At 70.3% G+C, this 12,330-nt stretch carries 10 protein-coding genes; 7 read left to right on the forward strand and 3 right to left on the reverse strand.

The genetic code is table 11. The features are described from left to right. Position 1 precedes the first annotated feature (1 nt). The 3 genes from QSV35_RS06070 to QSV35_RS06080 are packed head-to-tail and all read left to right on the forward strand — an operon-like array spanning position 2 to position 4,186. Positions 2-979 carry a carbohydrate ABC transporter permease gene (locus tag QSV35_RS06070; RefSeq protein ID WP_286287693.1) on the forward strand — a complete coding sequence of 326 codons (978 nt, stop codon included), beginning with the start codon at positions 2-4 and terminating at the stop codon, positions 977-979. Position 980: 1 nt separating this feature from the next. After that, positions 981-1,853: a carbohydrate ABC transporter permease gene (locus QSV35_RS06075; RefSeq protein WP_286287695.1), complete on the forward strand. Its 873-nt coding sequence runs from the start codon at positions 981-983 to the stop codon at positions 1,851-1,853. Further along, positions 1,850-4,186 carry a beta-xylosidase/alpha-l-arabinosidase gene (locus QSV35_RS06080; RefSeq protein ID WP_286287696.1) on the forward strand — a complete coding sequence of 779 codons (2,337 nt, stop codon included), beginning with the start codon at positions 1,850-1,852 and terminating at the stop codon, positions 4,184-4,186. Before QSV35_RS06075 ends, QSV35_RS06080 begins: the two co-directional genes overlap by 4 nt. A gap of 162 nt (positions 4,187-4,348) precedes the next feature. Here the strand turns inward: QSV35_RS06080 and QSV35_RS06085 are convergent, their stop codons facing one another. Next, positions 4,349-5,356, reverse strand: coding sequence for a LacI family DNA-binding transcriptional regulator (locus QSV35_RS06085; protein ID WP_286287698.1), 1,008 nt, complete (start codon positions 5,354-5,356; stop codon positions 4,349-4,351). Positions 5,357-5,405: 49 nt separating this feature from the next. On the opposite strand from QSV35_RS06085, the gene QSV35_RS06090 reads away from it, so the two are divergent. Next, a complete protein-coding gene (locus QSV35_RS06090; protein ID WP_286287700.1) occupies positions 5,406-6,371 on the forward strand; it encodes an acetylxylan esterase in 966 nt (321 codons plus the stop codon). Positions 6,372-6,396: 25 nt separating this feature from the next. Here QSV35_RS06090 and QSV35_RS06095 read toward each other — a convergent pair whose 3' ends face one another. Further along, positions 6,397-7,032 carry a GyrI-like domain-containing protein gene (locus QSV35_RS06095; RefSeq protein ID WP_286287702.1) on the reverse strand — a complete coding sequence of 212 codons (636 nt, stop codon included), beginning with the start codon at positions 7,030-7,032 and terminating at the stop codon, positions 6,397-6,399. Between the two features lie 431 nt (positions 7,033-7,463). Between QSV35_RS06095 and QSV35_RS06100 the strand changes: the two genes are divergently transcribed. The 3 genes from QSV35_RS06100 to QSV35_RS06110 all read left to right on the forward strand — a co-directional run bounded on the left by QSV35_RS06100 (position 7,464) and on the right by QSV35_RS06110 (position 11,599). Beyond that, entirely contained in the window at positions 7,464-9,743 is a 2,280-nt protein-coding gene (locus tag QSV35_RS06100) for a heavy metal translocating P-type ATPase (RefSeq protein ID WP_419956815.1), read from the forward strand. Between the two features lie 95 nt (positions 9,744-9,838). Next, positions 9,839-11,134: a hypothetical protein gene (locus QSV35_RS06105; RefSeq protein WP_286287704.1), complete on the forward strand. Its 1,296-nt coding sequence runs from the start codon at positions 9,839-9,841 to the stop codon at positions 11,132-11,134. A gap of 45 nt (positions 11,135-11,179) precedes the next feature. Next, on the forward strand, positions 11,180-11,599 hold the full coding sequence (locus QSV35_RS06110; RefSeq protein ID WP_286287706.1) for a DUF1622 domain-containing protein: 420 nt from the start codon (positions 11,180-11,182) through the stop codon (positions 11,597-11,599). A 54-nt stretch (positions 11,600-11,653) separates the two neighbouring features. Here QSV35_RS06110 and QSV35_RS06115 read toward each other — a convergent pair whose 3' ends face one another. Further along, on the reverse strand, positions 11,654-12,253 hold the full coding sequence (locus QSV35_RS06115; RefSeq protein WP_286287708.1) for an NADPH-dependent FMN reductase: 600 nt from the start codon (positions 12,251-12,253) through the stop codon (positions 11,654-11,656). Positions 12,254-12,330: the final 77 nt, after the last annotated feature.

Below are 12,330 nucleotides of genomic sequence, written 5' to 3' on the forward strand. Positions count from 1 at the left end.
GATGACCATCACCGAGACACGAGCAGCAGAGGTCGGGTCCGCGCACGCCGCGGGCCCGGCCCCCGCTCGACGCAGAAGATCCGCCAGGACCCGCACCCGCCTCGAGATCGCGCTCTTCGCCGGTCCCGCGACCGTGGTGTACATCGGGTTCGTCCTCGTCCCCGTGGTGCTGGCCGCGGTCTACAGCTTCTTCAAGTGGAACGGCTACGGGCCGCTCGAAGACGTCAACTTCCCCGCCAACTACGTGCGGGCGCTCACCGATCCCGTCTTCATCGGCGCGATCGGCCACAACCTCTTCATCGTCTTCATGTCCCTGATCATCCAGGGGCCCATCGCGCTGGTGCTCGCGCTCCTGCTCAACCGGAGGATGCGGGGGCGCACGCTGCTGCGGATCATCATCTTCATCCCGTACGTCCTCAGCGAGGTGATCGCGGGCCTGACGTGGAAGCTGCTGCTGCAGCCCGACGGCCCGTTCGACGCGTTCCTCCAGGCGATCGGGCTCGAGCACCTGACGAAGCTGTGGCTCGCGGACGAGAACGTCGTGATGTGGACGATGTTCTGGATCCTCACGTGGAAGTACATCGGCTTCGCCGTCATCCTGTTCCTCGCGGGGCTCCAGGGCGTGCCCGACGAGCTCATGGAGGCGGCGCAGCTCGACGGCGCGAACTGGTGGCAGATCCAGCGGCACATCACCGTCCCGCTGCTCGGACCCACGATCCGCATCTGGGCGTTCCTGTCGATCATCGGCTCGCTGCAGCTGTTCGACATGGTCTGGGTGACCACCGGCGGCGGCCCCGCGGGCGCCACTGCGACGATGGCGACTTACATGGTGCAATACGGCTTCCAGCGCAACCAGCTCGGCTTCGGCAGCGCGGTCGCCGTCATCATCTTCATCGTCTCGCTCATCTTCGCGCTGGTGTATCAGCGCTTCGTCCTGCGCCGCGATCTTCAGGGCGCCCTGACCTCGGGGGTGTCCTGAGATGGCCACGCAGACCCTCCTCGCACCGGGCGTCGACTCGGCTCCGGCGGGCCGGAGGTTCGACTGGGGCCAGCCCTTCGTCTACCTGCTCGCGCTCGTCATCGCGGGGATCACCATCGCGCCCGTCGCCTACATCTGGATCGGCGGATTCCGCACGACCGCGGCCCTCAACGCCGATCCGGCCGGCTGGCCCGATCCGTGGGTCCTCACGAACTACGCGAACGTGCTCACCGCGCCGGCGTTCTGGCAGCAGGTGGTCAACAGCACGCTGATCGCGCTCGCCACGACCGTCGGCGTCGTCCTCCTCGGCGTCATGGCGGCGTTCGCGATCGCGCGGTACGACTTCCGCGGGCGGAACGCGCTGTACTCGATGTTCACGGCGGGCCTCCTGTTCCCGCTGACCGTCGCGATCCTGCCGCTGTACCTGATGCTCAAGGACATCGGACTGCTGGGCTCGCTCGCCGGCGTCTTCATCCCGCAGATCGCCTTCGCGCTGCCGACGACGATCATCATCCTCGTGCCGTTCCTCCGGGCGATCCCGGGCGAGCTCGAGGATGCCGCCGCCATCGACGGAACGGGTCGCATCGGCTTCTTCTGGCGGATCATGCTGCCCTTGTCGGGCCCGGGCCTCGTGACCGTGGGCGTGCTCGCGTTCATCGGCAGCTGGAACGCCTACCTGCTCCCGCTGCTGACGCTCAACGATCCGAGTGCGTACACGCTGCCGCTCGGCGTGCAGCAGTTCTCGACGCAGTACTCGCAGGACACGGCATCCGTCCTCGCGTTCACGTCGCTCGCGATGCTCCCGGCGATCGCGTTCTTCACGCTCGCGCAGCGCCGCATCGTCGGCGGTCTCACCGGGGCGGTGAAGGGATGACGCGCGCGGACGAGCTCATCGCGGAGATGACGCTCGAGGAGAAGATCGCCCAGCTGTACGGCGTGTGGGTCGGCGCATCCGAGAGCGGCGGGGATGTGGCGCCCCACCAGCACGAGATGGACGACGAGATCGACCTGGACGCGCTGCTGCCGTCGGGGCTCGGTCAGCTGACCCGCCCGTTCGGCACCCGACCGGTGGATGCGGCGCTCGGAGCGCTATCCCTCGCACGGACGCAGGAACGGATCCGCACGGCGTCCCGCTTCGGCATCCCCGCTGTCGCGCACGAGGAGTGCCTCGCCGGCTTCGCCGCGTGGGGGGCCACCGCGTACCCGGTGCCGCTGTCGTGGGGCGCGTCGTTCGACCCCGCGCTCGTCGAGGAGATGGCCGCGCGCATCGGCGCCGACATGCGGTCGGTCGGCGTCCATCAGGGTCTCGCGCCCGTGCTGGACGTCGTGCGGGACGCGCGCTGGGGTCGTGTCGAGGAGACGATCGGGGAGGACCCGCACCTCGTCGCCACGGTCGCCACGGCGTACGTGCGCGGGCTGGAGTCGTCGGGCATCGTCGCGACCCTCAAGCACTTCGTCGGCTACTCGGCCTCGCGCGCGGGACGCAACCTCGCTCCCGTGTCGATCGGGCCGCGCGAGGTCGCCGATGTGCTGCTCCCGCCGTTCGAGATGGCGCTGCGGGACGGCGGTGCGCGCAGCGTCATGAACGCGTACACCGACCTCGACGGGGTGCCGTCGGCGGCCGACCGGTCGCTGCTCACTTCGCTTCTCCGAGACACCTGGGGGTTCGAGGGCACCGTCGTCGCCGACTACTTCGCGGTCGCGTTCCTGAAGCTCCTCCACGGTGTCGCCGACACGTGGGCGGATGCCGCGGGCGCGGCCCTGCACGCCGGCATCGACGTCGAGCTGCCGACGGTGAAGACGTTCGGCGAGCCGCTGCAGCGGGCCGTCGAGGAGGGTGCCGTGGACGTCGCCCTGATCGACACGGCCCTGCTCCGCGTCCTGCGTCAGAAGGAGGAGCTCGGGCTGCTCGACCCCTCGTGGTCGGCCATGCCGTCCGCGCTCGTGGGCCTCGACCTGTCCGATCCCACCGCTCTGCGGGGTGCCGTCGATCTCGATCCGGCGGGGAACCGGGAGTTCGCGGCGCGCCTCGCGGAGGAGGCTGTCGTCCTCCTCCGGAACGACGGGATGCTGCCACTCTCGGCCTCACGGCGATCCGCACCCCTGCGGATCGCCGTGATCGGGCCGAATGCGGACGACCCGTACGCGATGCTCGGCTGCTACTCGTTCCCGACGCACGTCGTGTCGCAGCATCCCGGGGTCGCCCTCGGCATCCGCATCCCGACGCTGCTCGAGGCGGTGAGAGAGGAGTTCCCCGAAGCCTCCGTGCGGCACGCGCGCGGCACGAGTGTCGACGGCGGAGAGACCGAGGGGATCGCCGCGGCGGTCACGCTCGCCTCCCAGTCTGACGTCGTCGTCCTGGCCCTCGGCGACCGCGCCGGCCTGTTCGGACGCGGGACGAGCGGGGAAGGATGCGATGCGGAGTCCCTCGCCCTGCCGGGCGCGCAGCAGGAGCTGCTGGACGCGTTGCTGGATGCCGGCACCCCGGTATCCGTCGTGCTGCTCGCCGGTCGCCCGTACGCCCTCGGCCGCGGCGCGAGTGAGGCGTCGGCGATCGTGGCGGCGTTCTTCGCCGGCGAGGAGGGGGCGACAGTGGTGGCGGGAGTGCTGTCCGGCCGCGTGAACCCGAGCGGACGCCTGCCGGTCAGCATCCCGTCGGGCACCGGCGCACAGCCCGCTACGTATCTCGCCCCGCCGCTCGCTCGGGCGACGGATGTCTCGAACATCGACCCGACCGCGGCCTTCGCGTTCGGGCACGGACTGTCCTACACGTCGTTCGACTGGTCGCCGCTGGTAGCGGCCTCGTCATATGCCGCGACGGACGGCGCGTTCGACCTGTCGCTCACGGTGACGAACGTCGGTGTGCGCGGGGGCTCCGAGATCGTGCAGCTCTACCTGCATGATCCCGTCGCCTCGATCGTCCGACCCGTGCAGCGCCTCATCGGGTACGCCCGCGTCGCGCTCGCGGCGGGGGAGTCGGCGACGGTGGAGTTCCACGTGCCGGCGGACCTGGCATCCTTCACCGGACGCGACCTGCGCCGCATCGTCGAGCCGGGTGCGCTCGTCCTCTCCGCCGGCCGGTCGAGCGCCGACCTCGCGTCGTCGGTCCACGTGACCCTCGACGGACCGGTCCGGGTCGTCGGGCACGACCGTGCGCTGGAACCGGAGGTGCGGGTCGCGGTGCCGGTGGGTCAGCTGGCCGGCTAGGTTCTCGGCCTCCGTCCCGGCCCCCGGCCCCGCCCCGGCCCCGGCCCCGGCCCCGGCCCCGGCCCAGGCCCGTGGCATCCCTCGACTTGCGGCAAATGGTGACTGTGAAGGCCGCGATAACCGCCGTTCGCCGCAAGTCGGCGAGCGGCGGACGGCCCCGGACTACGCGCGCGGCGCGGCGGTCGAGCCCCGCACCACGAGGTGGGTCGCGAGATCCATCCGGAGGGTGTCGGGCTCGCCGCCGTCTGCCATGCGCAGCACGAGGCGTGTCGCCTCCTCGCCCATGCGTCGCAGCGGCTGGTGCACCGTGGTCAGCTGCGGGCTCATCCACCGCGCGAGGGCGATGTCGTCGTAGCCGACGATCGAGAGGTCGTCCGGAACCGACATCCCCACCGCACGAGCGGCGGCGATCGCGCCGACCGCCTGGAGGTCGCTGCCCGCGAAGATCGCGGTCGGCGCGTTGTCCAGACGCAGCAGTTCGGCCGCGCGGGCCTCGCCGCCCGTCGTGTGGAAATCGCCGAAGCGGACCCATGCCGGGTCGACCTCGAGCCCCGCGGTGTTCATCGCACTGCGATACCCGTCGACGCGGGCGAGCGAGCACATCATGTCCTCGGGGCCGGTGATCGCGGCGATGCGCCTGTGTCCGAGTTCGATGAGGTGGCGGGTCGCGACGACGCCGCCCGCCCAGTTCGCCGAGCCGACGCTCGGGACCTCCGGCGACGGGTCGCCGGCCGGGTCGACGATCGCGAAGGGGATGCCGCGAGACGCGAGCTTGTCGCGCCACGGCGGCGGCAGCTCGCTGAAGACGAGCACGACCCCGGTCGGGCGGCGCCGCAGCACGGCGTCGATCCAGTCGGCCGCGGGGGAGTGCCGGCTGCCGCTCACCGTCAGCACGACCGAGAGTCCCGCCTGCTGCGCGACGCTCTCGACGCCCTCGATGACCTCCATCGACCAGCTGCTCTCGAGCTCGTGGAAGACGAGCTCGATGAAGTCGCCGCGCCGCTTGCCGCCGCGGCGCTGGTAGCCGTGGCGCGCGAGGTGCTCCTCGACGCGGGAGCGTGTGGCGGGCGCGACATCCGTCCGGCCGTTCAGCACCTTCGAGATCGTGGCGAGCGAGACGCCCGCCTCGGTCGCGATCTCGGCGAGGGTGACGCGCGGAACATCTGACATGTTTCGATGGTAGTGGCCGAAACTATCGAATCATCGGTAACGTGAACGCGTGCCTTGGCTTGATCTGACGCTGCCCGAACTCGAGTCCTACCGTCCCGACGTCCGCGAGCCGGCGGACTTCGACGCGTTCTGGGAGACGACGATAGCCGCAGCGCGTGCGATCGACGGCGATGTCGTCGTGGAGCGGACGTCGTCACCGCTGTCGGCGTTCGACGTGTTCGACGTCACGTTCCCCGGTTTCGCGGGGGATCCGATCAAGGCGTGGTTCCTCGCGCCCGCGGGCGCGACGGAGCCGCTCCCGACGGTCGTCGAGTTCAACGGGTACGGAGGCGGGCGCGGACTTCCGTCGGAGCGCCTGCAGTGGCCGGCCGCGGGGTACGCCTACCTGTTCATGGACACGCGAGGGCAGGGTTCCGGATGGGGGATGGGCGGGCACACGCCCGATCCGCACGGCACCGGTCCGTCGACCCCGGGCTTCATGACGCGCGGCATCGAGAGCCCCGACGACTACTACTATCGCCGGGTGTTCACCGACGCGGTGCGAGCGGTGGATGCGGTGCGCACGCTGCCGCAGGTCGACCCTGCTCGCGTCGCCGTCACGGGCGGAAGCCAGGGCGGCGGCATCACGCTCGCCGCGGGCGCGCTGTGCGACGGACTCGTCGCCGTGATGCCGGACGTCCCGTTCCTCTGTCACTTCGAGCGTGCCGTCGGACTCACCGATCGGTATCCCTACGAGGAGATCGTGCGCTATCTCGCCGTGCACCGCGGTGCCGAGGAGCGCGTGTTCGACACGCTGTCGTATTTCGACGGCGCGAACTTCGCGCGCCGGGCGAGCGTGCCGGCGCTGTTCTCGGTCGCGCTGATGGATGAGACGTGCCCTCCGTCCACGGTGTACGCGGCGTTCAACCGGTACGCCGGTCCGCGCGAGATGTCGGTGTACCGCTACAACAATCACGAGGGCGGCCAGGCGTACCAGTGGGTCGGGCAGGAGGCGTTCGTCCGCTCCCGGGTCTGACGCCCGCCTCCGGCGTGACCTCCCGTCACCCGGCCGGCGCCACCGGCTGGCGCAGGATGGTGCGCATCTTCTCGGGAGCGACCCTTCGCGCGTCGCTCAGGTAGATCTCGTGGTGGATGCCCGTCATCCGCAGGCCCTGCTCGGGGATGAGCACATGGTGCAGGTGCTCGAGCACGGGGGCTTCGTCGTCGAACGAGCCGACGTGCAGCGTCTGGATGCACAGCCCTTCTGCGAGCGACGCGAGCCGGATGTCGCCGAGCCTTGCCGGCGGGGTCTTGCCTCGTGCCGGTGCCGCGACCTGGCCGATCGCTGCGTCGACGCGGAGATCATCGATCCAGTCCGGGACGAGGATCATCATCGTCCAATCCCACTTCGACTTGTCGCGGGCGGTCGTGAAAGAGTCCATGTCGTCGGCGTGCCACAGGCCCTCGAGCGGCGGGACGACGTAGTCGCGTTCGAGCTCCCGTCGGCTCGCGAACTTCAGCGCGTACGCGACGGGGTACAGCGCGGCGAGAGCGTCGGCGTACGCGGGCGACGTGTTCGGATCGCCGTGCCCGTCGATCATGAGGTACCGCCGCTCCGGGACCTCGAGGATGCGGAACTCTCCGCGCTTCGCCCGGTAGCTGTCGAGCGCCTTGGTGAAGTCGGTCTTGTCCGTCACCCGGGTCACGTTAGCGGCGGCCGCCGACACGGGCCGGGCACCGCTCTCGGCCGTGCGTGCACGGATGGCGAGACATCTCACGCTTGGCGAGCGGAACCGGCCCGAACCTCTCGCCATCCGTGCGATCTCTCGCCATCCGTACGGCGCCGGGCATGAGAAAGGGCCAGTCGGAGAGGCTCCCGACCGGCCCTTGTCCCTTGCACCAAGAGTGTCCTGCAATCACATGTCGGTAGCTGCCACAGCAAAACAACTACCGTTCTTGAACTATATAACGAAGCGGTAACGGAGGGAAGGGGATCGTGTTATCTTTTCGTGATTCTTACCGGTTTCATAAGGTCGGGCGGACCCGCGTCGAGATCACCGGGAATACCCCAGGGGGGTATCTTGCTCTAGCCTGTGTGAACAGGGATACGCAGGCTGAGGAGATCGCGATGACCGACCCCCACGCAGGGCACGACCACGCGGCGCACATGCACGGCGCCACTGCAGCGCACGACCACGCGGCGCACGTCGGCCACGACATGGATCACAGCGTCCACGCGAGCGACGGGATGGACCACGGCGCCCACGCGGGCCACGGGATGGATCACGGCGCCCACTCCGACCACGGCGCCCACTCCGACCACGACGCGAGCCACGCCGGACACGACATGAACCACGACGCGAGCCACGCCGGCCACGACATGAACAATGGTGCCCACGCCGGCCACGACATGAACCACGGCGGACACGCCGGTCACGGCGCCGACCACGTGGCATCCTTCCGCCGGCTCTTCTGGATCAACCTGATCCTCGCCGTCCCCGTCGTCGCGTTCTCCTCGATGTTCGCGATGATCGTCGGATACGACGTGCCGGCGTGGGCGGCCGTCATCCCGCCGATCCTCGGCACCGTCATGTACGTGTGGGGCGGCTGGCCGTTCCTGACCGGTGCGGTGCAGGAGATCAAGGCCCGCAAGCCCGGCATGATGCTCCTCATCGGGCTCGCGATCACCGTCGCCTTCGTCGCATCGTGGGGCGCGAGCCTCGGCATCCTCGACCACGAGCTGGACTTCTGGTGGGAGCTGGCGCTCCTCATCGTGATCATGCTGCTCGGCCACTGGCTCGAGATGCGCTCGCTCGTGCAGACGACGTCGGCGCTCGACTCGCTCGCGGCCCTCCTGCCCGACGAGGCGGAGCGCGTCACCGCCCACGGCACCGAGACGGTGAGCCCGGCCGACCTCCGGGTCGGCGACGTCGTGGTGGTCCGGCCCGGCGGTAGCGTGCCCGCCGACGGGCGCATCGTCGACGGCCGCGCCGCCATGGACGAGTCGATGGTCACGGGAGAGTCGCGCACGGTCGATCGCGCGATCGGCGACGCCGTCACCGCGGGGACCGTCGCGACCGACTCGGGCCTGCGCGTCGAGGTCACCGCGACCGGAGACGACACGACGCTCGCCGGCATCCGTCGGCTCGTCGCCGAAGCGCAGAACTCGACGTCGCGGGCACAGCTGCTCGCGGACCGCGCCGCCGCCTGGCTGTTCTGGTTCGCGCTCGGCGCTGCGGCGATCACGGCGGTGGTGTGGACCGCCATCGGCCTGCCGGACGACGCGGTCGTCCGCACGATCACCGTCCTCGTCATCGCGTGCCCCCATGCGCTGGGTCTCGCCATTCCGCTCGTCGTCTCGATCGCGACCGAACGCGCTGCCCGCGGCGGCGTCCTCGTCAAGGACCGCCTGGCGCTCGAGAGCATGCGCACGGTCGACACGGTCCTGTTCGACAAGACCGGCACGCTGACGAAGGGCGAGCCGACGGTCGTCGCGATCGAGTCGACCACGACCGAGGATCAGCTGCTCGCCCTGGCTGCTGCCGCCGAAGCGGACAGCGAGCACCCCCTCGCGAAGGCCATCGTGCGCGCCGCGGGCGAGCGCGGGCTCGACATCCCCCGGGCGACCGACTTCACGTCGTCGCCGGCGGTGGGGGTGCGGGCGCTCGTCGACGGACGTGACGTGCGCGTCGGCGGCCCGCGCCTGCTCGAGGACATCGGCGGCGAAGAGGTGGATGCGGCGGCCGCCTGGCGAGCGGACGGATCGATCATCCTCCACGTCGTGCGTGACGGCGTCGTGATGGGCGGGCTGGCGCTGGCCGACGAGGTGCGGCCCGAGTCGCGGGAAGCCGTCGACGCGCTGCACGCCCTCGGCATCCAGGTCGTCATGATCACGGGGGATGCGGATGCCGTCGCCCACGCGGTCGCGACGGACCTCGGCATCGACCGGGTGTTCGCGGGCGTGCGCCCCGAGGACAAGTCGGCGAAGGTCGCCGAGCTGCAGGCCGAGGGGCGGAAGGTCGCGATGGTCGGCGACGGCGTGAACGATGCTCCTGCACTCGCGCAGGCCGACGTCGGCATCGCGATCGGCGCGGGGACGGATGTCGCGATCGCATCCGCGGGCGTCATCCTGGCGAGCTCGGACCCGCGCTCGGTCCTCTCCGTCATCGAGCTGTCGCGCGCGAGCTACCGCAAGATGGCGCAGAACCTGTGGTGGGCGGCCGGATACAACCTCATCTCGGTGCCCCTCGCGGCGGGCGTCCTCGCCCCGATCGGATTCGTCCTGCCGATGTCGGTGGGTGCCATCCTGATGTCGCTGTCGACCATCGTCGTCGCGCTCAACGCGCAGCTGCTGCGCCGGCTCGACCTCTCGCCCGAGGCGAGCGTCCGAGCGATCCTGACCACGTAGGCGATGGATGGCGGCGGCCCGTGCGGCCGCCGCCATTCAGCCTGGTCGTACCTCTCTCCTAGGATTCATTCAGACGTGCCCGCCGAGGAGGATCCTTGTCAGACCAGCAGCCGCCCACCGAGCCGCCGCAGCCGCCGATGGGCGCGCCCGAGCAGCCGACCTCCCCGTACGCTCCGGCTCCGTCGGAGGGCGCCGCCCAGCAGCCCGGAGCATGGGTGCCGCCGGGGCAGGCCGGGCCGCAGCCGAGCGTGACCGCGGACCAGACGGCGCCGACCGTCCCCTACGGCGCGCTGCCTCTGGCGCCGGGCACGGCGCCCGCGTACGGCGCCCCGCCCGTCGGCCAGCAGGCGTACGGCGCCCCGCCCGTCGGCCAGCAGGCGTACGGCGCCCCGCCCGTCGCACAGCCAGGGCAGTACCCGGGCCTGCCGCCGCAGTACCCGGGCCAGCCGCTGTATCCCGCGCCTCCCGGCTACGGGGTGTCGCCCGGACCCGACACGCGTCCGAAGACGCTGGCGATCATCGCCTTCGTCCTCGCCGTCGTCGGCGCCGTGGTCGCCTTCGTCCCCGTCGCGACCCTCTTCTCCGGCGTCCTCCTCCTCGCCGGCTTCATCATCGGTCTGATCGCGCTCATCTCGAAGAAGCACGGCGGCACGGGGCTCAGCATCGCGGCCATCGTCGTGTCGGTCGTCGGCTGGATCGTCTCCATCGTCATGACCGTCGTCTCGATCGGCATGTTCGGGTGGAGCACCTTCGGCGGCGACGGCTCGGTTTCGCAAGGCACGGAGACGAGCGCCCCGGCGGACGGGCTGCGCGACGGTGCGCCGGTGGCGGACGCGAAGGCGCTCGCCATCACGGCGACCGGGTTCGGGCAGGCCTCCGACGGCACGTGGTGGTACGCGTTCGAACTGGAGAACCCGAACACGGATGCGGTCTACGACGCGACCCAGCTCACTGTCGAGGCGGTCGGCGCCGACGGCACGATCCTCGACTCGTCGCCCGAGTACGTCACGGTGCTCCCCGGGAAGTCGGGCGTCGCCGGCTACTTCGAGAACCTCGGGGATGAGAATGTCGCGAAGATCGAGGTGCGCACCCCGCCGACATCGGACGCGACCGCCCTTCCCGCCGACGCCGGAGGGTTCCAGGTCGCCGACGTCGCCGCGACCGCGGACGGCGACGGTCCTGTCGTCCGGGGCACCGTGGTCTCGTCCTTCGGTCAGGATCAGGAGTCGGTGCTCGTCTCCGCCATCGTGCGCGACGCCGATGGGAACATCGTCGGCGGCGAGTACGACGTCATCGATCGCGTCCCCGCCGGCGGCCGGACGCGGTTCGCGGTGCGCTTCTACGACGACCTGCCGCCCGGCGCGACGGTGGAGGTCTATCCGTCGCTCTGACGCGTCCTCGCCGCTGTCGGGGGCGCGGGGCTCTACGATCGGCGCATGAACATCGACGAGATCTTCGGCGCGGCGGTCGTCGCGTTCGAGGTGGTGGGCGCCGCCGTGATGATCGTCGGCTTCCTCTTCGCAGTGGTGCTCGGCGTCCGCTCGCTCATCCGGCGAGAAGGAGGCGCGAAGACCTTCCAGGTCGTCCGCTCGACGCTCGGCGGTGCGATCCTCCTCGGCCTCGAGGTGCTCGTCGCCGCCGACCTCATCCGGACGCTCCGGGAGCCGACCCTGCAGGATGCCGCGACCCTCGGCATCATCGTGCTCATCCGCACGTTCCTGTCGATGTCGATCCAGATCGAGATCGACGGCACGCTTCCGTGGCGGCGCGCCCTGCTGACGAGCGGCGCGCAGGTCGCCGCATCCGCCATCAGGGATGCGGGCACCAAGGACGCGGGCGCCCGACGCCAGTCCTGAAGAACGACGAAACCCCCGGTCCGAAGACCGGGGGTTCCGTGTGTCACGAGGCGATCAGGCCGCGACCTGCTCATCGGCGGCGAGCTCACGCACCTGGCGGAGGGCGCCGGCCCAGGAGACGAGCTCGGAGACCTGCGCGTCGAGCTCGGCCTTGTGGATCTCGGCCGGGGTGAACTCGACGTCGGCGGTGCCGAAGCCGGTGAAGTCGGTGAAGATCGAGAACATGACGTGCTGGTGCACGTCGGCGACCGACAGCTCGCCGAGGACCTGACGCAGGTGCTCGCCGGCGCGCACGCCGCCCATCGAGCCGTAGGAGACGATGCCGGCTGCCTTGTTCTGCCACTCGAACTTGACGTAGTCGAGCGCGTTCTTCAGCGCGGCGGGGATGGAGTGGTTGTACTCGCCGGTGACGAAGATGTAGCCGTCGAACTCGGCGATCTTGTGCGCCCAGGCGTTGGCGGCGGCACCGGCGTAGTTGCCCGCGCCCATCGGGAACATCTCCTCGAGAAGGGGGAGCTTGTAGTCGTGGAGGTCGACGACCTCGAAGTTCACGCCCGGGGCGGCGGCGTTCGCCTTCACCCAGTCGCCGACGAAGTGGCCGATGCGGCCCGGGCGGGTGCTGCCGACGATGATTCCGATGTTGAGGTCAGACACGAAGGTTCCAATCTGGGGAGGTTGACGCGTCAGTTGATGATGTATCAACAGATGCTAGCGCATAAGTTGACATGTCA

Source organism: Microbacterium candidum (genome assembly GCF_030315975.1).
Taxonomy (GTDB): Bacteria; Actinomycetota; Actinomycetes; order Actinomycetales; family Microbacteriaceae; genus Microbacterium; species Microbacterium candidum.